The following is a 24,302-nucleotide window of genomic DNA, read 5'->3' on the forward strand; positions in this document are numbered from 1 at the left end:
GCCCATCTCATGGCACAGAGTCTGACAGCGGGTACCGACAAGTCCGCAGACTCCGCCGTCGCGACACGATCGCCCGCCGCAGTTCATCGGATTCGGGTGACGTCCGCCCACCTGACTTTCACCGACACGTCAGCCGATGTCACCTACTGCGGCACACACGAGGGCTCCGGGCTCCTGCCGACGACCGCATGGACGCCCCCTCCCGCGACGTCTGGGAACCGAAGGACGGCAAGGTCGTCCGCTTCGACTGCTACCCGCCGGGCCCGGTCATCCCGATCCAGCTCGGAGTGCTCGGCAACCTCGCAGGCTCCCCGCGACCCAAGTCGTAGACCCACGCCCGCCGCGCGCACGCCTCCGGCCGGATATCCAGGTCCTGCCGGAGGTCCTCCAAACGACCGCGCAGCCCCGGTCCGCGCTGTTAGTGTGCGGTGTAGCCCCTGTCGTCGGCCGTGTGCTCGATTCCTCGGCCCGACAGCGTGAAATCGGCACTGCTCACGGAGGATTCGACATAGCCGGCATGGACTCAGATATCGCCGCGGCGGTCGCAGCGCTGGCACCCGCGCTGGCCGATCGGGCGGCGCAGGTCGACGAGACCGGTGAGATCACGAAGCAGACAATGGCCGATCTGGTCGGCACCGGCATTTTCCGTCTGCTCCAACCGATCTCGCATGGTGGCGCCGAGGCCGACCCGCTGCGATTCTTCGACGCGGTCCGCGCGGTCGCCGCGGCCTGCGGCTCGACCGGATGGATGACAGCGGCCCTGGGCCTGAGCCCCTGGCATGTGGCGCTGTTCGACGAGCAGGCGCAGCACGAGGTGTGGACCGCGGATCCGGATGCGCTGATCTGCACCTCCTACGCACCGGTCGGGAATTTCACGCCGGTCGCGGGCGGCTACGAGCTCACGGGCCACTGGCGGTTCGCCAGCGGATGCGCGCACGCCGGGTGGGCGCTGCTGGGCGGCACCATCGTCGCCGACAACGGCCAGCCGGTAGATATGGTCTCCGGGCTGGTGCCGAGCACGGAATTCCTGATCGACAAGGTCTGGGACGCGGCCGGACTGCGCGGCGCCGGCAGCGACGATCTGTCCGTGGAGAAGGTCTTCGTCCCGGAGCACCGGGTGCTGCGGTTCTACGACATCGCGATGCGCCAAAGCCCCGGCCAGCGGCTCAACGCCGGCCCGCTGTACCGGATGCCGTACGGCACGATGTACAACTACACCAACACCTCACCCGTGGTCGGTATGGCGCAGGGCTGTCTCGAGGTGTTCGTGGAGCGGATGCGCGATACGCACCGGCTCAGCTTCGGCGGCGGCGCCGTCACCGCCGAGCAGCCCACCGCGGCCGCGCGCGCCAGCGGTGAGATCGACGCGGCCGTGCTGCAGATGGGCCGGAGTCTGCGCGATCTGTACGACTGCGCCTCCCGTAAGGAGGAGATCCCGCTCGACCTGCGCCTACGCGCCCGGCGCGATCAGTCCTTGGGCGCGGAGCGGGCGTTGAAGTCGATCGATCTGATCTTCGGCGCGACCGGCGGGGTGCTGCTGCGCGGCCGCAACCCGATCGAGCGGTCCTGGCGCGACGCCCACATCGCCGGAATTCACGCCTCCAACGACGTCGGCATGGCCCTCACGCTGTACGGACGCGGGGCCTTCGGGCTGCCGGTCGACGACATGCTGGTCTGAACCGCGTCACCACCAGCCGACGAGCCTGTCCATCAGCAGCGTCGCGCTGGCCAGGTAATCGCCGTACCCGCCCCGGAAGAACAGCAGCGGCGTGCGCACCGATTCGATCTTCAGCTCGCTCACCCGGCCGACTACCAGATGGTGATCACCGATCTCCACGATCTGTACGACCGTGCAGTCGACCCAGGCCACGATGCCGTCCAGGACCGGATTGCCCAGCGGCGAGGGCTGCCACTCCAGGCCCTCGAAGCGATCCGCGCCGGAGCGGGTCGACATCCTGCGCGACAACGGCTCCTGATTGCCCGCGAGGGCGTTGGCGCAGAATCGGCCCGTCTGCCGGATCGTCGCCAGCGTCGAGGACGACCGGTCGGCCAGGAACGACACCAGAGGCGGTTCCAGGGATACCGAGGTGAAGGTGCCGACGATCATGCCGTGCGGACACCGGTCGGGCGTCGCGGTGGTGATCGCCACGACGCTCGTCGGAAAGTGACCGAGCACATCGCGAAAACGCCTGGCGTCCAACACCGCCGGTAGCGGAAGCGCATTCATACGGATCGTCACCTTTCCCCGGAAAGTAGCGGTTGAAAGGCAAGGTAAATCGAAAATCGTCCGGCGCACGGCGCGCATTCCACACATCGGGAGCACCCGGTTCCCGCTGCCGCGTGCCGGTGCGCCCGAAGGGTATTCCCGCTCAGCGGAATAGGGTCCGCGAGGTCAACGGAATGTCAGAACCATGCTCCGCGCTCGCCCAATGCGACGATACGGCCCAGCGTTTCGCCCAGCGCCGGGCCCTGCGACCCGTCGGTCGATGCCGAGAGTTCCGCGCGCGGAACCTGTTTGCGCGCGGTGTCGCCGATCAGCTTGTTCGCGATCGCCTGCGCGGTGTTGGCGACCAGCGGCGCCAGCCGTTCGAGCGGCGCGCGCACCTCACCGACCAGCGAGATGCCGCCGACGGGCCCCTCGAGGCCACGAACGGCCGCGCCGACGCAGGCGATCTGCGAAAAGCATTCGCCGCGTTCGAAAGCCAGTCCGCTGCGCGCGCGGATGCGAATCAGCTCCTGGTGCAGGATATCGAGATCGCCGATGCTGCTCGCGGTCCGCTGGGGCAGTCCGTCCCGGTACATGTCGTCGATCAGCTCCGGCGACAGCCATGCCAGGATGCTCTTGCCGACGGCCGTGCAATGCGCGGGCACCCGGCCGCCGACGACCGACGGCACGTGATCGGCGGCCCGGCCACCGAATTTGTCCAGGTAGCACGCGTCGGATCCGTCCAGCACGGCCAGGTGCACCACCATCTCGGTGCGTACCGACAACGCGTGCAGCAGCGGGAACGCCGCCGTACGCAGCGCACCGTGCCCCGCCTCCCGGCCGCCCAGCCCGAGGGCGCGCGGACCGAGTCCGTAGACCCGCCCGGTGCGCCCCAGCCAGCGCAGCCGTACCAGCTGCTCCAGGATGCGGTGGGTGGTGGAACGCGGCAGATTCGTCCGACCCGCGACATCCTCGAGGGTGAGGCGGATCTCGGGGCCGCCGAACGAATCCATGATCAGTGTCATGCGTTCCACCATCGAGGGTGGCAACTCGTGCCGTTCAGCGGTGGCGACGGCATTGACGCCAGTGTCATTCAGCATGTCATTCACCATCGAGGCCATGGTGCGGCCTCCATTCCTAGGAGCGTGAGCCTCCGGTGAGTGTACCCAAAGAGGATCCTCTATTGAACCGATATCGAAAACTTCATGCTCGATCTTTGCTACGAACGGAGCAATCTTGCGGATAACGGCTCCCAGGGGGAGGATGCCCGCCGTCTACCGGGCACCATTTAAGTATCCTCTATTAGCTCATTCCACGGTGATGGCCCGCTCCGGGCACGCCCGCTCGCCCGCGCGGGCCGCGGCCTCCCGATCGGCCGGTACCTCCTGCGACACCGGCAGTGCGTACCCATTGTCGTCGAGGTCGAACACCTCCGGCGCGGTCGCCCAGCAGCGGGCGTGGCCGGAGCATTTCGCCGTATCGATGGTGATTCTCATAGGTCTCCCAGGGTCTCTCGCAGCGCGCGCAACCGCGCGCCGAGCAACTCCCGTTCGGATGCGTCGGTGATATCCGGTGCGGCCAAGCGCGTCTCGGTCTCGGTGATCTCCGCACGCAGCCGATCGGCCGCCTCGGTGCGGGTCAGCAGGTCCAGATCCGTCCAGTCCGATCGCTCGGACTCCGGCCGGGAACTCATGCCGCGGGAAAGTTGTAGAGCCGCCGGGTGTTCAGCTCGACCATCGCGTGTACCTCGTCGTCCGGGACGTCGGCCAGCACCTCCGCCGCGTAGGCGCGGCTCTTGGGCCAGTACGAATCCGAGTGCGGGTAATCGCATTCCCAGGTGATGCGCTCCACGCCGATATGGTGGCGCACCTCGACGCCGAAACGATCGTCGATGAAGCAGCCGTGGAAGTGCTTGCGGAACAGCTCGGACGGGCTGATGTCCTTGTTGATGTTCTGGTAGTACTTGTGCCGCAGCCAGGTTCCGTCCATTCGCTCCAAAAGGTAGGGCATCCAGCCGATTCCCCCCTCGGACAGGCCGACCTTCAGGTCAGGGTGCCGCTGGAACACCGGGGAGAAGATCAGATCCGCGGTGGCGTACATGGAGTTGCAGCCGAACAGCGAGATGACCACCGCGAACGGCGCTTCCGGCGCGGTCCTCGGCGCCTGACCCGAGGTGCCGAAGTGCAGGCAGATCGGCATGCCGGTCTCCTCCAGCGCGGACAGCACCGGATCCCAGTGCTCGGTGTGGAACGACGGCAGACCCAGCGGCACCGGATTCTCCGGGAACGACACCGCTTTCGCGCCAGCGGCGGCGGTCCGGTGGATCTCGGCGACACAGGCCGGCACATCCCACAGCGGCAGGATCACGATCGGAATGAAGCGGTCGGGCGCGGTCGCGCACCACTCCTCCAGCACGAAGTCGTTCCAGGCGCGCACGCACAGTAGCGACAGTTCCCTGTCCTTGCCGTCCAGGAATACCGTGCCGGCGAAGCGCGGGAAGGAGGGGAAACACAAAGCGCCCCATACCCCGTCGATATCCATATCGCGCAGCCGGGCCTTGGGGTCGTAGCAGCCCGGGATCATCTCGTCGTACCGGGTCGGTTCGGTGCCGAATTCCTCCAACCTCTTGCCCGCTACCGCGTTCAGGCCGATGTACGGATAGATCCGGCCCTCGTAGCTCCACACCTCCGCCGGGGACTTGCCCTCGCCGCGCGACTGTTCCACGATCCGCGGACCGTCCTGGAGGTACTTGGCGGGCAATCGATCCGACCACAGGCGCGGCGGTTCGATCAGGTGATCGTCAGTCGACAGCAATTTCATCCACGGCTGTAACGGCATCGGCATGCTCCCTGTCTGATCGCGGTCCCGTCAGCGAGACCCGTTATCGCCACTGGAGGTCACTCGGGTGGCACCCGCCCTGCGACGCCGCCCGGGCCCGTCGCACGCCGCGGCACACCATCGGTACCACCGGTGCGGCCGCTCCGTCCGCCGCTTCCCACACAGTGGAAAGGCCCCCGCAGCAGCCATTTTCGCGGCGGAATTCGCACCGCCGGACGCGCGCCGTTCCGCCCTGCGGGAGGTCGGCCACCCGGACTGCCGAGAGCCTCTACGCTCCCGGACACCACCGACGGGAAGGAAACGACCATGGGCCGAGTTCAGGACAAGGTCGTCCTCATCACCGGCGCCGCGCGCGGACAGGGTCGCGCACACGCGCTGCGCCTGGCCGAGGAGGGCGCCGACATCATCGCGGTCGACATCTGCGCCGACATCGGCTCTGTCGGCTATGCGCTGGCCCGCACCGAGGACCTCGACGAAACCGCAGACGGCGTCAAGAAATTCGGCCGCCGCGTCGTCACCGCGACGGCCGACGTACGCGACCCTGCCGCCCTGCGTGCCGCCGTCGCGGCCGGGGTGGCCGAGCTGGGCCACCTCGACGCGGTCATCGCCCAGGCCGGTATCGCCCCCCTGGGATCGACGCAGGGCGCCCAGGCCTTCCTCGACGCGGTCACCGTGGATTTCAATGGCGTCGTCCACGCCGTCGACGCCGCTCTCCCCCACCTGCCCGACGGCGGGGCGATCATCGCGACCGGCTCCCTCGCGGCACTGGCCCCCGCCACGACGGACAATCCCGCCCTCGGCCCCGGCGGACTGGGCTACTCATTCGCCAAACGCACCGTCGCATCCTTCGTCCATGATCTGGCGACAGTACTGGCGCCCAGGCGAATTCGCGTCAACGCGATCCACCCCACCAACTGCAACACCGCCATGCTGAACAGCGAGCCCATGTACCGCGCCTTCCGCCCGGACCTGGACGCACCGACCCGCGAAGACGCGCTGGCGACCTTCCCCGCGATGACCGCCATGGGCAACCCCTACGTGGAACCCGAGGACGTCGCCGAGGCCGCCCTGTTCCTGATCTCGGACGCGGCCCGCCACATCACCGGCATGCAGATGCGCGTCGACAGCGGCGGATACCTGATCAAACGGCCGCAACTGCCGACATTCTGAAGGTTCGGTCTGCGGCACAGGCGATCCCTCGCCATCGCCAGCGGCCGTGAGCCGAACCGCATTCCGGTGCACCCGAATCCGGGCCGCAACCAAGGACTCGCACGTCACCGACGTGCTGCCTGACCGTATCCCAGTACTCGACAGACCTCACGCCTGAACCGTCCGCGGACTCGACCGTGCCGATGACCGTGCGGAATAGCTGCTGCCGCACCGAGAGTCGCACCTCGGGCGCTCCGCCCCGGTTGTATGTGCCATGTTTTGGCGGTATGTTACATACAACATTGGTACGGATTCAGCTCTGATCACGGTCCCGTGGATGTTGCCGCGACGAGCTCCTCTGTAAAGGCTGAGGCGAGTGTCAGCAGACCGTGCAAGAACCTGGGCAAATATTCACATCGACCCACCGCCGACCTACCGAAACATCGTCGCGACACATCTGGAACTGCTGCGCCGAGCCATCGGACCGACCGACGACGCTGCCGTCCGGCAGATCGAGCTCGTCTGTTCGTTGCTGGGAGCGTGGGCCGATGAGCCTGTGGAACAGCTCGACCACTATCGATCGTTCGTGGGCAACGACGGCTCTCCGGTGGAGTTCTCCGTCGCGATGACCCGGTCCGGCGCCGCCGCGCGCCTGCTGTTCGAACAGCTGGGAGGTCCGCCGCCGTGGCGGCAGGAGGGCGCCGGCTTCGTGGAGCGGCTGCACGAGACCCTCGGTCTCGATGTCGGCAGGTTCCGCCGCATCGCCGATCTGTTCGACGGGACGCCGCCGCCCGGTTCGTTCTCGATGATGTACGGCGCGGCGCTGACCACCGACGACCTTCCGCTGTTCAAGGTATATCTGAACCCCGCCATCGGCCCGATGCGACCGCTGCGGACCGTGGGCGCCGCGATGGAGCGGCTGGGGCTGAGTGCGCAGTGGAGTCACCTGAACGAATATCTCGAGGGCGGCACGTTCGACTGGACTCACCACGAGATCGGTTTCTTCGCAATGGATCTCGGTGCCTTCCCCGACGCCCGGGTGAAGCTGTACATCCGGCATACCGGGTGCGGGCCGGACGAGATCGAACGGATTGCGATGCTGGCGCCCGATCATCAGCCGGACCTGTTCACCAAGATCCTCGGACGTCTCTACAACGGACCCATCGCGGTGAAAGCGCCGGTCTCCTGTCTGTCGTTCGTGGAGGGCCGGGTGGCTCCCGCGACCATCACGCTGCACTGCCCACTGGATACGAACGCCGCCGACGACGCCGAGGCCGGTGCACGGGTCACGGATGTGCTGGAGATGTCGGGCATCGCACCGGACCTGTTCGGCACGCTCACCAGCGCGATCTCCGGCGCGGACCCGGCCGGCGGGCGTCGGCTCAGCTGGATGAGTTACAAGCGGCCCGCTGATCCGGTCGTGACGGTCTACGCCGGTCTCGACGGCTCGGCGAGATAAATCTGTTTCGAATATCCTCGTAGGAAGGTAGAAGCATGGCACGCAGCGTAGTAATTGTCGGAGGAGGTACATCCGGATGGATGACCGCCGCTTATCTTTCCAAGGCTCTGCCCACGGTCGAGGTCACGCTGATCGAATCGAAGAATACCGGTAGGATCGGTGTCGGCGAGGCGACGTTCAGCACGATTCGGCACTTCTTCGACTACCTCGGCTTGGACGAGCGGGATTGGTTGCCGCAGTGCGCCGGCGGCTATAAGCTCGGCATCAGGTTTCAGAATTGGGGTGGTGCGGGAGATCATTTCTACCATCCCTTCGAGCGGTGGAATCAGGTACGCGGATTCAGCATGGGCGAGTGGTGGCTGGCGAGCGACCGTTCGGAGCCGTTCGACCGTGCGACCTTTGTGACGCCGCATATCTGTGAGGCCACCCGTTCGCCGCGGACCCTGGATGGGCGGACATATGCCGGTGCGATCACCGAGGACCTGGGGAAATCGACGCTACTGGACCAGGTCGAGCAGTTCCCCTATGCGTATCACTTCGATGCCGATCGTGTCGCCAATTATTTGTCGAAGTACGCGGTGACGCGAGGCGTCAAGCATATCGTCGACGATGTCGTAGAAGTGAACGTCGACGGTTCCGGAGCGATTTCCGGCATCGTTTCGGCTGATTCCGGTGAATTGACGGCCGATCTCTACATCGACTGCACCGGCTTCCGCTCGCTGCTGCTGGGCAAGGCGCTGGGCGAGCCGTTCGAATCGTTCACCGATCTGCTGCCCAACAATCGCGCGGTCGCCTTGCGCGTACCGCGTACTCCGCTGGAGAGTATGGAACCGTATACCACCGCGCAGACCATGCGATGCGGTTGGCGATGGACGATCCCGCTGTACCAGCGGAACGGATACGGGTATGTGTACTGCGACGAGTACATCACGCCCGAGGAGGCGGAAGCGGAGCTGAGGGATTCGATCCCGTTCGATACGACCGACTGCCCGGCGAACCATATCAGGATGCGCATCGGGCGGAGCCGGCGCTCGTGGGTGTCCAACTGCGTGGCGATCGGACTGGCGAGTGCGTTCGTCGAGCCTCTGGAATCGACCGGGATCTTCTTCATACAGCAGGCGATCGAGGAATTGGTCCGATTCTTCCCGGGCGACGGCGACAACGAATGGCTGCGTACCGAGTACAACAAGCGGATCTGGCATGCGGTGGAAGGCGTGAAGAATTTCCTCATCCTCCACTTCGCGGGCGCGCGGCGCAACGATACGCCCTACTGGCAGGATCGTAAGACCATGACGATCCCACCGGAGCTGTCCCGGATATTGGCGCTCGCGCGAAACGGACTGCTCGACGAGGAGAGTATCTATCCGAAGTTCCACGGATTCGAGTCGTATTCCTGGAACAGCATGATCCTCGGTCTCGGCCTGGGCCCCGAAGGGGCGCGGCCCGCGGTGCGCATATTGTCCGCCGAGACGCCGCCGGCCGAATTCGAGAAGATCAAGTTCGAAGCCGCTGCCGCGGTGGCCGAACTGCCGTCCTGCTTCGAATATCTCGACCATCTCGCGAGCCACGCGGCGAACTGATGATATCCGCCGCCCTCGCCCTGGCAGCGGCGGTTGTCGTGCTGATCGCGGTCCCCGGTCCGAGCGTCGTCTTCATTGTCACACAGACCTTGACCTCCGGCCGGGGAGCGGCATTACGGGCCGTTGTCGGCAATTCCCTGGGAATGCTGACCGGCGCCGTACTCGTCATTACCGTCCTCGATCGAGCACTGCAGCAATCCAGTCATGTGGGCACGGTTCTCCATATAGCCGGCGCCGCGGTGCTGGCCCTGCTGGGCGCGTCGTACGTCTGGAAGGCATTCAGGAATACGGCCGACGCCCCGCCCGAGATCACCGGGCGTACCGACGGCGCGTCCGTGCTGTCGGGCTGGCTCGTGGGCGTCACGAATCCGAAGGTGCTTGTGGTCTTCGGCGTGATCACTCCGGGGTTCATGCCGCCCGGTGCGCACTCGTTCCTCGACCTGATGCTCCTGAGCCTCGTCCCGATCGTCGTCGGACTGATCGTCGACTCACTCTGGGTCGAGGCGTCCCATCGAGCGCGAAATCTGGCGAAGAACGGCCTGTCCCTGCCGTGGGCGAATGGCGTCGGCGGCGTAATCATGCTGGGAGTATCTGTTTTCCTGTTCACCGGGCTGTAGCGGGACCTAGACGGTCTTGATCGCCCCGCCGTCGGCCAAATAGTTTGCGCCGGTGAGGTTTCCTGATACGGATGAGGCCAGGAAGGTGACCAGCGCCGCGGTTTCGCGCGGTTCGGTGAGCCTGCCGGTGGTGATGCCCATCCGGGCGGGGGCCTGGGCGAGGAATTCGTCGAGGGTGATTCCGTACTGGGCGGCGACCTCGGCGGCGTAACCGTCGGGGGCCGACCAGTTGCGGGTGCGAGTGGGGCCGGGCGAGACGGTGAGTGCGCGCAAGCCCTGTGCGCCGAACTCTTCGGCGAGTGCCTTCGTGAGGTTGTTCAGCGCGGCCTTCGCGGTGCCGTAGTCGGCGGGGTGATAGGCGGCGTTGGCGCCGATGGAGGAGATGTTGATGATCACGCCGCGCCGGCGGAGCAGGCTGGGCAGGGCGCGACGGGTGACTCGGACGGTGCCGAACAGGTTGAGTTCGTAGGTGCGGTGCCAGGCGTCGTCGGAGATGTCCAGAAAGCCGCCGGCGTCGGCACTTCCGGGGACGACGCCGCCTACGTTGTTGATCAGAATATCGATCTCACCGAGGATCTCGCCGGCCCGTTCGATCAGGGTGGCGGCTCCGTCGGCGGTGGCCAGGTCGACCGGCACCGTGGTGGACGGGCCGTCGAGCTCGCGGAGCTCGGGGGTGATCGTGCGCGCGGCGGCAACGACGCGCACTCCCTCGGCGGTCAGGGCCCGCACGATGTCCAGGCCGATGCCTTTGCTCGCCCCGGTGACGACGGCGGTCTTGCCGGTGAGTCGCAGATCCATGACGCTCCTTATTTAAACTCGAGTTACAGAATTACGGCAGCCGTCGTCCGTCACTGCCGCGCTCACCGAACCGGCCGGTGAATTACAGTGCCCGCATTGCCATTTCGACCAGGCCGGCAAGCCGTTCCGGACGCGGATCGGCCTTGGCGAGCACCCGCATTCCGTTGATGGTCGCGAGCAGGAAGTTGGCCGCGGCCTGCGGATCCAGATCGGCGGCGAACTCCCCCGCGCGCCGCCCCTCCTCGATGGCGCCCCGGAAGGCGTCGTGCTGACGGTCGAAAATACGCCGCACCAGCAGACCGACCGTGTCGTCGTCGCTCAGCTCCACCGCGGTGTTCGTGGCCAGGCACCCGCGGCGTTCGGTATCCACGCATGCCGCCTCCAGCACCATGCTCAGCGCGGCGCGCACCCGTTCCCGCGGCGAGCCCGGACCGTCCAGCAGGTTGATCAACCGCGCGGTTTCCTGCGCCTGATATCGGCGTAGGGCCCGCTCGAACAGGTCGCGTTTACCCGCGAACGCGTTGTACAGACTCCCCCGGCCGATACCGATCGTATCGACCAGGTCCTGCGGGGTAGTGCGGGCATAACCCTTGCGCCAGAACACCTCCATCGCCGCGGCGACCGCGTCGTCGGGATCGAAGCTCTTCGTACGTGCCACGCGATCGACGGTAGATTATTTTGTAATCATAAGTCAAATAATCGACAGGCAGGCCAGTGGAACTGGACGACCTCCTCGTCGAACACCGCTGATTTGCACGATGCGTACCACAGCCAGGGGCGGCAAACTGGCATGCATGCACGAAGATCGCGTTCCTGGTACATCGCGTGTCGCGGATTCGGTTTACGCCGAGCGGCGCCGCGTCGCCGAGCAGGCCTGCACCGAACTGCGTCGTGCTGGGCTACGTGCGACGCTGCATAACGATGTTCGCGAACGACCCGCAAACAACTCCCTCAACCCCTACACGGTCGAGATCGGATGCCCATAACTCTGGGGCCGTGGCGAACCGCTCGTCTCGCCCGGCTCGGGTTAAGAGGTCCTGGCGGGCATGGCCGGGTCTCGGGGTAGGCCCAGGACCTGTTCGGCGATTGTATTGCGTTGGATCTCAGCGGTTCCCGTGCCGATCGTGGATGCGCGCGTGCGCAGGAAACCCCATGTCCAGCGGCCTCGTTGGATTGCGTGGGGGTCGTTGCGGTCCAGGGTTCCGTAGGGGCCCAAGAGGTCTAGGGCGAATTCGTGCAGGTCTTGTTCGAAGGTGGCTATGAACAGGCGGGCCGTCGAGGAGGCTGGGCCGGGTTCACCCGTGGCCAGGATGTCGGTGATGGTTCGGGCGCCGGTCAGGCGCATGATTCGTACACGGATCTCGAAGTCTGCCAGTCGATCTCGGACCAGGGGGTCGGTCGTCGCGCCACGGTCTCGGGCCAGTTCGATCAATTCGTCCAGGATTCGGCGGTACAGGGCGGCCTGGTTCATGGCGCCGGCTGCGCGCTCGTGACCCAGGCTGGTGCGCACCAGTGGCCAGCCGCCGTTTTCCTCGCCGATGCGGTTGGTTACGGGGACTCGCACGTTGTCCAGGAAGACTTCGCAGAACTGTGCCTCGCCGGTCAGGTCTACCAGGGGGCGGATGCTCACTCCCGGGGCGTGCGCGTCGATCAGCAGGTAGCTGATGCCGTCCTGGCGCGATCCTGGTGGGCCCGTGCGGACGAGGGTGAACAGGATGTCGGCGATGTCGCCGGCCGAGGTCCACACCTTCTGTCCGTTGACCACGTATTCGGCGTCGGGGTCGTCCGCGCCGCCGCCTGCGCGCCGGGCGGTGGTGCGCAGCGAGGGCAGATCCGAGCCCGCCTCCGGTTCGGAATAGCCTTGCGCCCAGACCATGTCGCCGCGCAGCATCGGCCGCAGGTATCGCTGCTTCTGTTCGGCGGTGCCGTGGATGATGATCGTCGGCGCCGCGATGCCCAGCCCGGTGCCCAGGGGCCGGGGGACTCGGGCTCGGGCGTACTCCTCGTGGTAGATCACCTGCCGGGCGAAGCTCAGCCCCATGCCACCGTATTCGACCGGCCAGCTCGGTCCGGCGTATCCGGCGTCGAAAAGCGTTGCCAGCCAGTCTTTCTGCCAGGAAAGTCGCTCGGCCGGATCGCGGGGCCGCCGACCCGGATGCCGCTCGGCCAGAAACTCCCGTAGCCGCGCTCGGAACCGCTCGTCGGTGTCGGCCTCCATCGAGTCGATTCCGGCCGGATAAGACTGTGCCGCACCGGCTTCGATCGGTCCCTTCTCGGCTGATCCGGCCCGGGCCCGACCGATCCCGTGCGCCTGGCTCCCCACCGAATCAGCCCGGGCCGCAGCGGTTCCGATCGAGTCTGCCGTGGCCGAGCCGCTTCCGGCTGGATCCGTCCCCGCAGGATCATTACGAGCCGGACCGGTTGGCGCCGAATCGATTCCGGTCGGATCGTGGCGGCGCCTGAGTGGTGGTGTGCTCACCTGGTTCTCCTCACCTCAGCGCGGGGCCATCCGGATGCCGCCGTCGAGGCGGATGGTCTGGGCGTTCAGGTAGGGGTTCTCGAGCATTTCGATGGCCAGGCGCGCGAAGTCGTCCGGATCGCCCAGGCGTTTGGGGTGGGGCACCTGGGCGGCCAGGCTGTCGCGGATGTCGGCGCGCAGGCGGCCCAGCATGGGGGTGTCCATGATGCCGGGGGCGATGGTGTTCACCCGGATCTGCCGGCTGGCCAGGTCACGGGCCGCGACCAGGGTGAGGCCGTGCACGCCCGCCTTCGACGCGGAGTAGGAACTCTGACCGATCTGACCGTCGAACGCGGCGACCGACGCGGTCAGGACGATGGCGCCGCGGTCGCCGTCGACGACGTCGTTGGTCGCCAACCGGGCGGCCGCCAGGCGCAGCACGTTGTAGGTGCCGATCAGGTTGATCCGCACCACCTCCGCGAAGGTGTCCAGCGGGCCGGGGTTGCCCTCCTTGTCGAGGATCCGCACCCGGTCGCCGCCCCGCCCGGCGCAGTGCACCACGAAACGCAACGGGCCCGCGGCATCCAGAGCAGCCGTAACCTCGGCCTCGTCGGTGACGTCCGCGCGGACGAACTGCGCGGCGTCTCCCAGTTCCGCGACCGCCTTCGCGCCCTGCTCCGCAGAGATATCGGCCAGCACCACGCAACCACCGCGCTCGACGATCCGGCGCGCGGTGGCCAGTCCCAGTCCGGAGGCGCCGCCGGTGACGAGCGCACCGTAACCGTGCATGTTCATATGGAACTCCTTACCGGCCAAGGGATCTGCCGATACCGTCGGATCGTGATCCGAGCTGCTGCTCGCGGGGGCGTTCGACGAGGATGCGTCCACCGAACACCCTAATTAGTGTACGTATTTACCACAGGAGCGCAGTACCCCGACAGGTATCACGGCCAATTATGCTGGAAAATAGACCAAATTCACCCACCGGTCTGTCAATCGGGTTCTATTCAGGATACTATTCATGCGATCGGCGGGGGATACAGCCGAGTCGGCACGAAGGAGGAGATGTGTCGGAGCCAGTCCTGGTGGAACGCCGCGGCGCGGTCCAGATCATCACCATCAACCGGCCCGAGGTGCGCAACGCCCTCGATGCCGCGGTCGCGAAGGGGGTAGCCGCCGCGGTCGACGAGTTGGACGACTCCGACGGGCTACGGGCCGCCGTGCTCACCGGCGCGGGCGGAACCTTCTCGGCGGGTTGGGATCTCAAGGCCATGCTGCGCGGCGAGAGCCCTGCCATCGAGGGCCGCGGGCTGTGCGGAATCGCCATGACGCCCCCGCGCAAACCGCTCATCGCCGCGGTGGAGGGCTGGGCCCTGGCCGGAGGTTTCGAACTCGCACTGGCCTGCGATCTCGTCGTAGCCTCCCGCACGGCCCGGTTCGGCGTCCCCGAGGTGCGGCGCGGCTTGGTCGCCCGCGCGGGTGCGGCGATGCTGCTGCCGCGCCGGATCCCCTACGCGCTGGCGTTGGAACTGCTGCTGACCGGCCAGCCGATCGGCGCGCCCAAGGCCGCGGAGATCGGCCTGATCAACCGGCTCACCGACGAAGGCGACGCCCTCGACGGCGCGATCGAACTGGCCGAGACCATCGCCGCCAACGGCCCGCTCGCCATCGCCGCGACCAAGCAGGTCGCCCGCGCCGCCCAGGATTGGACCTTCCCGGAGGCCTGGCAGCGCCAGGCCGCGATCACCGATCCGGTCTTCGCCTCCGCCGACGCCACCGAGGGCGCCACCGCCTTCGTCGAGAAACGTCCGGCGGTCTGGCAAGGCCGCTGACCCGAACAGAACCCGTGCCCGCAGGGGCAGAGCGAGAGGAAATCCCGTGAGAGACGCCGTCATCGTCGATGCCGTGCGCACACCCATCGGCAAACGCAACGGCACGCTCGCGCCCGTACACGCGGCCGATCTGTCGGCGCAGGTGCTGAACGCGCTCGTGCACCGGACCGGTATCGACCCCGGTCTCGTGGACGACGTGATGTGGGGCTGCGTCACCCAGATCGGCGACCAGTCCAGCAATATCGGCCGCATCGCGGTCCTGGCCGCCGGCTGGCCCGAACACGTGCCCGGCGTGACGATCAACCGCGCGTGCGGCTCCAGCCAGCAGGCCGTCGACTCCGCCGCGCACGCGGTCATGGCCGGACAGTACGACATCGTCGTCGCCGGCGGCGTGGAGACGATGACCAGGGTCCCCCTCGGCGCGCACCGCACCACCGGCCAGCCCTACGGCCCCATGGTCTTCGCCCGCTACGACAACTTTCAGTTCAACCAGGGCGTCGGCGCGGAACTCATCGCCGAGCGCTACGGCCTGAGCCGCCGGCAACTGGACGAATTCTCCGCGGCCTCACATGCCAAGGCGGCCACGGCAATCGACGACGGCGTCTTCGACGACCACGTCGTCCCGATCGACGTCGACGGCACCAAGTTCACGACCGACGAGGGCCTGCGCCGCAGCACCACCGCCGACGTCCTGTCCGGCCTGAAGACATCGTTCAAGCCCGACGGCGTCATCCACGCCGGAAACTCCTCCCAGATCTCCGACGGCGCCTCCGCCCTGCTCATCACCACCAGCGACCGCGCGGCCGAACTCGGCCTCACCCCGATCGCCCGCTACCACAGCGGAGCCGTCAGCGGCGCCGACCCGATCACCATGCTCCTGGGCCCGATCCCCGCGACCCGCAAGGTTTTACAGCGCACCGGCCTCACCGTCGACGATATCGGCGTCTTCGAGGTCAACGAGGCCTTCGCCCCGGTCCCCCTGGCCTGGCTCGCCGAAACCGGCGCCGACCCCGACCGACTCAACCCCTTGGGCGGCGCGATCGCGGTCGGCCACCCCCTCGGCGCGTCCGGCGGCATCCTCATGACCCGTCTGCTCGCCCAGATGCGCCGCAAGGACCTCCGCTACGGCCTGCAAACCATGTGCGAGGGCGGAGGCACCGCCAACGCCACCATCATCGAATTGCTTCGATGACGCATCACGTCCGGAGCGCCTGATCTCGTTGGCTCGTACTGTGATTCCGGATGGTCTTGATCACCGTCGCGACATGTCCCGACTCACAGTCCGGCCAATCTCTTTGTGCGCCAATGGCAATTCACTCTTAACTCGGAATATGTACACGCCCCGTTCACTATTGAGGCCGGGTCGCCGAACACGAGGGTTCTCCGCCGAACGCCGCTTGCCGGTATGTCGCCGAGCGAGCCACGGAGCTTCACACTCGCCGAGGAAGGATTGCGAAACACGTTGCAGTCCATAGAGAACGCCCTCGTACATCGCATCGGCAGTGCCGCATGCGCGCGCCTACCAGACCGCTACCCCTCTGACATCGCGGATGCTCTCATGTTGCGAGCTGTCGCTCCAGCCGATTCGTTATTCTCGTACCGCCGGTATGTTTTTACGAAAAACTGCGCACTGCGGTCGGTACCGTCAAGATAGCCGCGTGCGGACAAAATTCTCCTCGGAACTCACGGCCTTGACCGGTGAGCTGGTCCGGCTGGCGGAACTGACACACGAAGCCGCCGACCGAGCCGCTGTGGCGATCGCGAATGCCGATCTGACCGCCGCCTACGAGGTCCTCGCCCTGGAAGAGCAATTACAAGAAGGTCACGGCGCCTGCGAGAACCGGGCCGTGATCCTGCTGGCATTGGAGGCCCCCGTCGCCCGCGATCTGCGACAGGTGGTGAGCGCCTTACAGATCGCCGACGACCTGTCACAGCTGAGCTGGTTGCTCGGCCGCATCGCCGATATCGCGGTCCAGCACTACCCCCACCCCGTCGCGCCACCGGCGCTGCTTCCCCTCCTGACCTCGATCGCCCACACCGTCACCACCATCGCCGCCGCCACGGTCCGCGCCATCGCCGCCGACACCTCTCCGCCGCTGCCGATCGACCTCGACCCCACACTGCGAGAACATCACGACCGGGTGCTGAAATCGGTGTCCGCACCGGACTGGCCGCTGGACAGCGCCGCCGCCGTCGACATCGCCCTGCTGGCCCACCACTACGAACGGTGTGCGGAACACTGCCTGCGCATCGGCCGCCGCATGACCTTCTTCCATACTGGCGTCCCGCTGTCGGAGCAGACAGCCGAGGAGGGTGCGCCCGACAGCGAGTAGAGGTCGGCCCGCTGTCAACGTCTTTCGCACGACGCCCTGACAAGCGACAGCGATCAGCTGCGGCCCGAGCGTATGAATCCCCTCGTTCTTCGCGGAGTTCCCGCTGTTCGGAGAATCTACGACCAGCGCTCACGGCTCACGACGCGAACACATTCGGAAGGCCGAACGCCCCGACCAGCGCGGGATCGTGGAACTTGATCACACGCGAGACGCCAGTAGCGGTCGTGGCCAGCACCACGACGCCATCGGCTCGCAGCACGCCGTTCGCGTCCCGGTGGTACACGGCGGCGGCGGGCTGGTCGTTGGCGACGGTGGCGATCATCCGCCAATCCCCGGGCGCGCCAAGCACATACGTGCCGAGCACATGGATACACATCGCCCGGCCGGCCTGCCAGTCGCGGAACGGCGTCGCCTCCAGCGAGGCGTCCGCACGCAGCACCTGTTCCAGCAGGCCGACATCGGAGCGCTCGAAGGCCGCGATGTAGCCGTCGAGCAGTGCGCGCGCCCGCTGGTCGGCCGGCTCGAGCAGTTCCGCCGTCCGCGTATCCAATTCGCCCAGCCGTGCGCGGGCGCGCTGCAGACCGCTCTTGACCGCCGCGACGGTGGTGCCCAGAGTCTCCGCGGTCTCGGCCGCGGAGAATGCCAGCACGTCGCGCAGGATGAGGATCGCGCGCTGGCGGGCGGGCAGGTGCTGCAGGCCGGCGATGAGCGCCAGCCGCAGCGATTCCCGGTCGACAACCACCGCGGCCGGGTCGTCGGCGGGCGGGGCGATCCACGCGTCCGGCATCGGTTCCAGCCACGAGACCTCGCCCGGCGCAACGAGACTCGGCGGGCGATCGGATCCGTCGTACGGCCCCGTGAGCCCCGAGGGCAGCACCCGGATCGAGCGCGACTCCAATGCCGTCAGGCAGACGTTGGTGGCGATCCGGTAGAGCCAGGACCGAACCGAGGCCCGCCCCTCGAATCCGGAGTAGGACCGCCATGCCCGCAGATAGGTGTCCTGCACCAAATCCTCGGCATCGTGCGCCGAGCCGACCATGCGGTAGCAGTGCGCCAGCAATTCCCGCCGAAACCGCTCGGTCTCGGCGGTGAAATCGTCCCGGCTCGACGTCGCCCGCGAATCCGATGTCACGCCGCGAGCCTAGACCGCGACACGTCCGATGTTGTCCGCAATCAGACCTCGTCGAGCGGCGGGATCACGCTGCGAAAGCTTCCATGAGGCGCAAGTTTCACAGTGACATCCTCGGCAATGCGACGGCCGATCTCGGGCCCGAGCCTGTTTCCAGCACGGCCCACGTCGTCCCGGTCCAGTGTGACGACGGGTGTACGGCTCACGCCCAACGGTCGCCGGATCATGGCCGCGTGTGTAGCGACGCAGGCCCGGATACTGCTTCGCCAAGGGGATATGGACATCGTCGTGGTGACGTTCGAACGGATCGATATCCGACGGGGTTTCGTACACCACGACGAGTCGCGCCCGATGCTCGACGGCGTCCACGGTTCGGGGCATCTGTTCCGACTCCTACCACGGTGATTGCATAGTGCAGCATGACTTTTCAGGGAATCAGGGCCAGTTTGCCGACGGTGGCCCTGGCTTCCAGCTCCGCGAGCGCTTTCGGGCCGTCGGCCAGTTCGTATGCGGTGGGCCGCGTGGGAGCCAGCACGCCGGTGGCGACGAGCCCGGACAGCTCGCCCATTACCTCGCCGAAGATCTGCGGCGCGGCCTGGATCAGCACACCGATGTTGAAGCCGATGACGTGGACCTGGTGCTTATATACCAACTCCCAGTTGGTGAGGGAGGCTTCACCACCCGCCAGGCCGTAGACGACAACACGACCGGTGACCCGCTTGGCGGCGGCCAGGCTGGCGGCGAAGGTGGAACCGCCCGCCGACTCCAGCACCAGATCGACGCCGATGCCGCCGGTCAGCCGGAGTACCTCGGCAGCGATGTCGGCACCGCGAGAGTCCAGGATGTGGTCGGCGCCCAACGCCAGCACCGTCTCGTGCTTGTCCGGGGAAGCCGTGGCGATGACGGTCGCACCGTAATGCTTGGCCATCCTGACCGCGGCCTGGCCGGTCGCGCCCGCTGCGGCGTGCACCAGCACGGTCTGCCCCGTGCTGATGTCGCCCAATGGCTTCAGCGCGGCCAGCGCGGTGGGCCAGTTCACGGCCAGGCCCAGCGCCTGCTGATCCGTCCAGCCGGGAGGAACCGGCATCGCCGCAACCGCGGGCAGCACCATGTACTCGGCGAAGGCACCGTCACCGACACCGGCGACCCGGTCACCCGGCCGCAGTCCGGTCACCGACTCACCCACCGCGACGATCTCCCCGACAGCCTCGAAACCAGCCAGGTACGGCGGCTGCGGACCATCCAGGAATGTGCCGTGCGCCTTCGAGATGTCGGCGAAGTTGATACCGGCGGCGATGACGCGGACCAGGACCTCGCCTCGACCGGGGCTCGGCACCGGCGCGTCGGTGATCAGCCGCATATCCTGCGGACCCTGGAGAGACATCTGCTGCAGCGCGCGCATGGTCGCGGGAATGCTCATCGGCAATCGGCCTTTCTCGGTGTACATGAGAGAGACGGCCGTCGCGCGCCTCCCAACATGTAGACCCTGGCCACCGGGCAAAGGAATCGGTCGGAGCACCGAATCGCACCGGTTTCCGCTGGCGACACTCCACACAGCCGGAACGCACAACGGTCCGCAGCCCTGGTGCGCGCTCGCCGAAGTCATCGCAGGATCGTCACCCCGGCCTCCAGCTACATTTTCCCGCCTCGAAACTCCGGTTTCCGACGAATCGATCAGGAAAATGCAGCGGGAGGCCGGTTCTCAGAACCGGCCTGACGCATTCCGGAAGACATCGCGCACCTACCGCGGCATGCCCAGCCCACGCTCGGCGATCTGGGTGCGCAGGATTTCATTCGCGCCGCCCGCGATGGTGTAGGCGCGGGAGTAAAGGTGGGCGTCCTGCCACCAGCCGTTCGCCACCGCCGCGGGGTCGGATTCGACGCGCAGGCCCGCGGTGCCTTGGAGGCGTAGGCCATAGTCGATCAGGTCGTGGTTGAGCTCGCTGAAGAAGATCTTGCCGAGGGGTGCGTCGGCGGGCTGTTCGGTGCCGTGCAGCAGGCGGGACTGGGCCATGCTCACCATGGCGGAGTTGACGAATACGCGGGTCGCCAGTTCGCCTATCGCCTGGCGGGTGGCGGAATCCTCGGCGGCCGTTCCGCCGTTGACCGGGGTGTCCTGGGCCAGTCGCAGCAGGTCGGTAAGTGTGCCGAACAGTTCGGCGCCGCGTGCGGCCACACCGGAACGCTCGTGGGCCAGGCTGCTGGTCGCCACACGCCAGCCCTCGTTCACCCGGCCGATCACGTTCGCGGCCGGGATGCGGACGCCGTCGAGGAAGACCTCGTTGAAGTCCGTGGTCCCGGTGATCTCCCGCAGCGGGCGGATCTCGACCCCGGGGCTGCGCATATCGAGGGCGAAGGCGGTGATGCCGCGGTGTTTCGGGGCGGCGGGATCGGTGCGCGCGAGCAGATAGCCCCGATCGGCATGCTGGCCGTTGGTGGTCCAGACCTTCTGGCCGTCCACCACGAACTCCTCCCCCTCGCTGCGCGCCCGGGTGCGCAGCGAGGCCAGATCGCTTCCCGCGCTGGGCTCGCTGAACAGCTGGCACCACAGGTCCGTACCGGTGCGGATGCGCGGCAGGAAGCGCTCCCGCTGATCTTGGTCGCCGAATTCGATGATCGCGGCGGCGGCCAGGGCACCCGCGCCGATGGGCGCCCAGGTCCGAGCCCGCGCGATCTCCTCGGCGACGATGAACGGCTCCAGCGGATGCGCGTCCGGGCGGCCGCCGTATTCGGCGGGCCAGCCGATGCCGAGATATCCGGCCGCGAACAATCGCGCGGTCCATTCCCGGATGGCCGGAATCAGTTCAGGTTCGGGAGCCCGCACGCCCGTATGCGCCTTGATTCCCGGGGCGTGTTCGGCGACGAACGCCCGCACCTCGCGCCGGAAATCCTCGAGCTCCGGCGTGACCTCCAGCCGCATCGCCCCACACTCCTCGCTGAATAATCGCTCACGCCAACGGAACACACTCTGCCGATGCTCGCCGAAATCCGTCGACATCGGCCGCGGATCCCGGCCGTGAGCACACCGGGACGGAGGAGATTCGACGTGGAGTGACGCCAGCGCAGGAATTAAGCACACTCTATGTGCGTGCAGTCCTACTTCACTCCGCAATTCATCGCAGAATGGGCGTATACAGTAACCTCTTAGAGAGATAGTCCGGTAGGCACGGCAGACCGAGCATCCCGACATCATCCGCGAGGAGTGCGCATGGAGACCGCCGTCGAGACCGAACCGGCCGACGAGAGCGACGCTCCCCCGGTCGGCAAGCTGGCCACGCGGGTCGCGCAACGCATCGAAGAGAGCGTGATCCGCAGCGGCTGGCCCGTCGGCGATTCGCTGGGCTCCGAGACCGAGCTGCGGGAGCAGTTCGGGGTGAGCAGATCCGTTCTGCGCGAAGCGATCCGGCTGATCGAACATCATCAGGTCGGCCGGATGCGGCGCGGTCCCGGCGGCGGCCTGTTCGTCTGCGCCCCCGATGCGCAACCGGCCACCCGGGCCATGGTGATCTACCTCGAGTACGTCGGCACCACCGCCGCCGACCTGCTCGAGGCCCGGCTGCTGCTGGAGCCGATCGCCGCGGGACTGGCCGCCGACCTGATCAGCGAGGAGGGCATCGCGACCCTGCGGACGGCGCTGGACCAGGAGCGAGCCCACCTGCGCGAGCCGGTGAACCGGATGCGGGATCCGGTGCATACGCTGCTGGGCCAGCTGTCCGGAAATCCGTTGCTGCACTTGTTCATCGACGTGCTCGCCCGGCTCACCGCGCGGTATGCGTATGTCTCCCCGAGTATTTCGGCGGTCGATGTGGACGTGGCCACGAACGTCTCGCACGACGCTCACCGAGACATCACCCAGGCGGTGATCGACGGGGACGGCGCACGCGCCCAGGTCGCCCTGGCCGCGCACCTCGAGTCGGTGGCCGCCTGGATCACTCAGCAGCGACCGGAAATTCGGGCCACCGCCGACGACACCACCGACGACGAGCCGAAGATCAAACTCGCCGAGGTGCTGGCCGGCCGCATCCACGACGACATCGCCGCCGACGGATGGCGGGTCGGCACGGTCCTGGGGTCGGAGAACGAACTGGTCAGCCGTTACGGCATCAGTCGCGCGGTGCTGCGGGAGGCCGTGCGACTGCTCGAATACCACTCCGTGGCGCGGATGCGACGCGGCCCCGGCGGTGGGCTTGTCGTCGCCGAACCGGAACCGCAGGCCAGCATCGACGCGATGGCGCTGCTGCTGGAATACCAGGGTGTCACGGCCGATGATTTCCAGATCGTGCGCGGCGCTATCGAACTCGGCATCGTGACCCGCGTGGCCGCCCGGTCCGCCGGGGACGAGGCCGAGCGACTGGCCGCCGCCGTGCGGTGGCCCACAGAGGGACCCCCGGACGAGCCGCGCAAGGCGGATCTTTTCCATACCGAACTGGCCGCGGTGGCGGGCAATCCGGTGCTGTCGCTGTTTCTTTCGATCGTCATCGAACTGTTCCGGCGGCACGCGGCCGGGCACGATCGCCCGCTGCCGGGCGACCGCGCCGCCGACGAGGTCGAGCAGGCGCACGGCCGCATCCTCGAGGCGATCCGCCGGGGCGACGTCGGCGTCGCCCGGCACCGGATGCGCCATCACCTGGATGCCCTGCTGCCCTGGTGGCACTGACTCACACACCGAAGCGTTCCAGCTCGCGGGCCACGATGCCGTCGAGGTCCGGTGCGGGCGGTGCGGGCAGTTCGACCGCACGGTCGCGAGTGGGCAGCAGCACCACCGCCGTGCCCCGCGTGGTGATCTCGTCACGCTGGTTTCGGCAGTGGACCTCGAGGTGAATCTCGGTGTGCCCGTCCACCTCTCGCTTTTCGGTTACGGTGCCGCACACCCAGGTGGCGTCGCCGAGATAGTTGAACCTGCGATGCTCGCAGCGCAGTTTCCACAGCCATCCCGCGTCGCCCATCCAATCGGTGAGCAGGTGGCACAGCCAGGTCTCGCGCATGCCGCCGTAATCGTAGGGGTTCGGCAGGCCCAGTTCCCGGGCCCGTTCGGGCTCCCAGTGCAGGCGCTGCACCGTATCCGGGATGTTCAGCTCGTTGGGCGGATACAGGCCGGGCGCCTTGCGGCGGATCCCCGCGGCGATCTTGAACGAGCCGGGCGGGGTGAGCTGCATACCCCAGCCCAGATGCCAGACCACGACGTCGGTCGTGGTGAGCGGCCCTTTCACCTTGGGCCGCAACACCTCTCCCACTTCGACGCGCTCACCGTACCGGATCAGGTCGCCGCGGCGGGTTTCGGTGGCATAGGCGGTGTCGATCTCGGCCAGCTGTTCGCGCGTGTACGGCTGCGGCTCGATTCGCTCGGTCGCGCGACTCTTCGAGCTGTGCCGTTCGGCGTTGATCCAGGTCCCGCGCCGCACGGCATGCGGTACACCGCTGCCGGTGGTGTAGACGTAGTCCTGGGTGACATGGGCGGCGCGCCCACCGAACCGGCTCGGCTCGAGCCGCACGCCGACCTGTGTCTGCAGGACCCGGCACCGGTCGCCCTGGTACAGCGGCCGCCACCACTCGAACTCCATCACGGCCTGATAGGAACCCAACCCCGCGAAGGGATCACCCTTCAGCAGCGCCTTCGTCTCGGGATCCGGTGCGGGCGCCGCGTCCTCCCCCATCGTGTACAGGAAGGTCGGCGGCGCGATCAGCGATCCCCAGCGCGTGCGCCGGCCGTATTCCGGATCGCAGTACAGGGGATTATCGTCGCCGTAGCCGAATGCGAAGTGCCGCACGCCATCCCATGTCACCTCGTAGTTGTGCGGCGGGTTCTTCTGCGGGTTCGGAACGCCCAGGCGGCGGCGCGATCGTTCGACCGCCGCATCGGTCAGCACACCGAACCGTTCCCGGGTGGCGTCGATCGTCATATT

Annotated in this window: 24 protein-coding genes; 10 read left to right on the forward strand and 14 right to left on the reverse strand. The window is 67.2% G+C overall.

The features are described from left to right. Positions 1 to 188 precede the first annotated feature (188 nt). Positions 189 to 329 (forward strand): hypothetical protein, encoded by a 141-nt coding sequence (locus tag JZ791_RS28485; protein WP_216898429.1) that lies wholly within the window; start codon positions 189 to 191, stop codon positions 327 to 329. 188 nt (positions 330 to 517) lie between these two features. Next, the gene (hsaA, locus tag JZ791_RS28490) at positions 518 to 1,678 is read left to right on the forward strand and encodes a 3-hydroxy-9,10-secoandrosta-1,3,5(10)-triene-9,17-dione monooxygenase oxygenase subunit (protein ID WP_216898430.1); all 1,161 of its coding nucleotides are present in this window, start codon (positions 518 to 520) and stop codon (positions 1,676 to 1,678) included. Between the two features lie 6 nt (positions 1,679 to 1,684). Here the strand turns inward: hsaA and JZ791_RS28495 are convergent, their stop codons facing one another. From JZ791_RS28495 to JZ791_RS28515, 5 genes are all read right to left on the reverse strand, one after another. Continuing rightward, positions 1,685 to 2,227: a flavin reductase family protein gene (locus JZ791_RS28495; RefSeq protein ID WP_216898431.1), complete on the reverse strand. Its 543-nt coding sequence runs from the start codon at positions 2,225 to 2,227 to the stop codon at positions 1,685 to 1,687. Positions 2,228 to 2,403: 176 nt separating this feature from the next. Next, positions 2,404 to 3,306, reverse strand: a complete 903-nt coding sequence (locus tag JZ791_RS28500) for an IclR family transcriptional regulator (protein ID WP_254206446.1) — start codon at positions 3,304 to 3,306, stop codon at positions 2,404 to 2,406. 207 nt (positions 3,307 to 3,513) lie between these two features. Further along, positions 3,514 to 3,702, reverse strand: a complete 189-nt coding sequence (locus JZ791_RS28505) for a ferredoxin (protein ID WP_216898432.1) — start codon at positions 3,700 to 3,702, stop codon at positions 3,514 to 3,516. Continuing rightward, positions 3,699 to 3,899, reverse strand: coding sequence for a hypothetical protein (locus tag JZ791_RS28510; protein ID WP_216898433.1), 201 nt, complete (start codon positions 3,897 to 3,899; stop codon positions 3,699 to 3,701). The genes JZ791_RS28505 and JZ791_RS28510 overlap by 4 nt, the downstream gene beginning before the upstream one ends. Next, positions 3,896 to 5,044 carry an amidohydrolase family protein gene (locus tag JZ791_RS28515; RefSeq protein WP_216898434.1) on the reverse strand — a complete coding sequence of 383 codons (1,149 nt, stop codon included), beginning with the start codon at positions 5,042 to 5,044 and terminating at the stop codon, positions 3,896 to 3,898. The genes JZ791_RS28510 and JZ791_RS28515 overlap by 4 nt, the downstream gene beginning before the upstream one ends. A gap of 306 nt (positions 5,045 to 5,350) precedes the next feature. Here JZ791_RS28515 and JZ791_RS28520 point away from each other — a divergent pair, with 306 nt between their 5' ends. The 4 genes from JZ791_RS28520 to JZ791_RS28535 all read left to right on the forward strand — a co-directional run bounded on the left by JZ791_RS28520 (position 5,351) and on the right by JZ791_RS28535 (position 9,849). Beyond that, the gene (locus JZ791_RS28520) at positions 5,351 to 6,214 is read left to right on the forward strand and encodes a mycofactocin-coupled SDR family oxidoreductase (protein WP_216898435.1); all 864 of its coding nucleotides are present in this window, start codon (positions 5,351 to 5,353) and stop codon (positions 6,212 to 6,214) included. A gap of 355 nt (positions 6,215 to 6,569) precedes the next feature. After that, positions 6,570 to 7,652 carry a tryptophan dimethylallyltransferase family protein gene (locus tag JZ791_RS28525; RefSeq protein WP_216898436.1) on the forward strand — a complete coding sequence of 361 codons (1,083 nt, stop codon included), beginning with the start codon at positions 6,570 to 6,572 and terminating at the stop codon, positions 7,650 to 7,652. A 35-nt stretch (positions 7,653 to 7,687) separates the two neighbouring features. Further along, entirely contained in the window at positions 7,688 to 9,232 is a 1,545-nt protein-coding gene (locus JZ791_RS28530) for a tryptophan halogenase family protein (RefSeq protein WP_256461974.1), read from the forward strand. After that, a complete protein-coding gene (locus tag JZ791_RS28535; RefSeq protein ID WP_216898438.1) occupies positions 9,232 to 9,849 on the forward strand; it encodes a LysE family translocator in 618 nt (205 codons plus the stop codon). Before JZ791_RS28530 ends, JZ791_RS28535 begins: the two co-directional genes overlap by 1 nt. Before the next feature lie 6 nt (positions 9,850 to 9,855). On the opposite strand, the gene JZ791_RS28540 is transcribed toward JZ791_RS28535, so the two are convergent. The 4 genes from JZ791_RS28540 to JZ791_RS28555 all read right to left on the reverse strand — a co-directional run bounded on the left by JZ791_RS28540 (position 9,856) and on the right by JZ791_RS28555 (position 13,900). Further along, positions 9,856 to 10,647, reverse strand: a complete 792-nt coding sequence (locus JZ791_RS28540) for an SDR family oxidoreductase (RefSeq protein WP_216898439.1) — start codon at positions 10,645 to 10,647, stop codon at positions 9,856 to 9,858. A gap of 82 nt (positions 10,648 to 10,729) precedes the next feature. Further along, entirely contained in the window at positions 10,730 to 11,305 is a 576-nt protein-coding gene (locus tag JZ791_RS28545; protein ID WP_216898440.1) for a TetR/AcrR family transcriptional regulator, read from the reverse strand. A gap of 369 nt (positions 11,306 to 11,674) precedes the next feature. After that, the gene (locus JZ791_RS28550) at positions 11,675 to 12,865 is read right to left on the reverse strand and encodes an acyl-CoA dehydrogenase family protein (RefSeq protein ID WP_216898441.1); all 1,191 of its coding nucleotides are present in this window, start codon (positions 12,863 to 12,865) and stop codon (positions 11,675 to 11,677) included. Between the two features lie 276 nt (positions 12,866 to 13,141). Further along, positions 13,142 to 13,900 (reverse strand): SDR family NAD(P)-dependent oxidoreductase, encoded by a 759-nt coding sequence (locus JZ791_RS28555; protein WP_216898442.1) that lies wholly within the window; start codon positions 13,898 to 13,900, stop codon positions 13,142 to 13,144. Positions 13,901 to 14,172: 272 nt separating this feature from the next. Here JZ791_RS28555 and JZ791_RS28560 point away from each other — a divergent pair, with 272 nt between their 5' ends. The 3 genes from JZ791_RS28560 to JZ791_RS28570 all read left to right on the forward strand — a co-directional run bounded on the left by JZ791_RS28560 (position 14,173) and on the right by JZ791_RS28570 (position 17,270). Continuing rightward, the gene (locus tag JZ791_RS28560; protein ID WP_216898443.1) at positions 14,173 to 14,937 is read left to right on the forward strand and encodes a crotonase/enoyl-CoA hydratase family protein; all 765 of its coding nucleotides are present in this window, start codon (positions 14,173 to 14,175) and stop codon (positions 14,935 to 14,937) included. Between the two features lie 46 nt (positions 14,938 to 14,983). Continuing rightward, positions 14,984 to 16,129 (forward strand): thiolase family protein, encoded by a 1,146-nt coding sequence (locus tag JZ791_RS28565; RefSeq protein WP_216898444.1) that lies wholly within the window; start codon positions 14,984 to 14,986, stop codon positions 16,127 to 16,129. Between the two features lie 466 nt (positions 16,130 to 16,595). Continuing rightward, entirely contained in the window at positions 16,596 to 17,270 is a 675-nt protein-coding gene (locus tag JZ791_RS28570) for a phosphate signaling complex PhoU family protein (RefSeq protein WP_216898445.1), read from the forward strand. 136 nt (positions 17,271 to 17,406) lie between these two features. On the opposite strand, the gene JZ791_RS28575 is transcribed toward JZ791_RS28570, so the two are convergent. From JZ791_RS28575 to JZ791_RS28590, 4 genes are all read right to left on the reverse strand, one after another. Further along, positions 17,407 to 18,402 (reverse strand): sigma-70 family RNA polymerase sigma factor, encoded by a 996-nt coding sequence (locus JZ791_RS28575; RefSeq protein ID WP_216898446.1) that lies wholly within the window; start codon positions 18,400 to 18,402, stop codon positions 17,407 to 17,409. Positions 18,403 to 18,411: 9 nt separating this feature from the next. Continuing rightward, positions 18,412 to 18,780, reverse strand: coding sequence for an EthD family reductase (locus tag JZ791_RS28580; RefSeq protein WP_254206448.1), 369 nt, complete (start codon positions 18,778 to 18,780; stop codon positions 18,412 to 18,414). 46 nt (positions 18,781 to 18,826) lie between these two features. Further along, positions 18,827 to 19,819, reverse strand: a complete 993-nt coding sequence (locus JZ791_RS28585; RefSeq protein ID WP_216898447.1) for an NADPH:quinone oxidoreductase family protein — start codon at positions 19,817 to 19,819, stop codon at positions 18,827 to 18,829. A 321-nt stretch (positions 19,820 to 20,140) separates the two neighbouring features. Then, entirely contained in the window at positions 20,141 to 21,319 is a 1,179-nt protein-coding gene (locus JZ791_RS28590; RefSeq protein WP_216898448.1) for an acyl-CoA dehydrogenase family protein, read from the reverse strand. 288 nt (positions 21,320 to 21,607) lie between these two features. Between JZ791_RS28590 and JZ791_RS28595 the strand changes: the two genes are divergently transcribed. Beyond that, a complete protein-coding gene (locus tag JZ791_RS28595; protein WP_216898449.1) occupies positions 21,608 to 23,056 on the forward strand; it encodes a FadR/GntR family transcriptional regulator in 1,449 nt (482 codons plus the stop codon). Position 23,057: 1 nt separating this feature from the next. On the opposite strand, the gene JZ791_RS28600 is transcribed toward JZ791_RS28595, so the two are convergent. After that, entirely contained in the window at positions 23,058 to 24,299 is a 1,242-nt protein-coding gene (locus tag JZ791_RS28600; RefSeq protein WP_216898450.1) for an FAS1-like dehydratase domain-containing protein, read from the reverse strand. Between the last annotated feature and the right edge of the window lie 3 nt (positions 24,300 to 24,302).

The sequence above is a fragment of the Nocardia alni genome (assembly GCF_019038435.1).
GTDB lineage: Bacteria > Actinomycetota > Actinomycetes > Mycobacteriales > Mycobacteriaceae > Nocardia > Nocardia alni.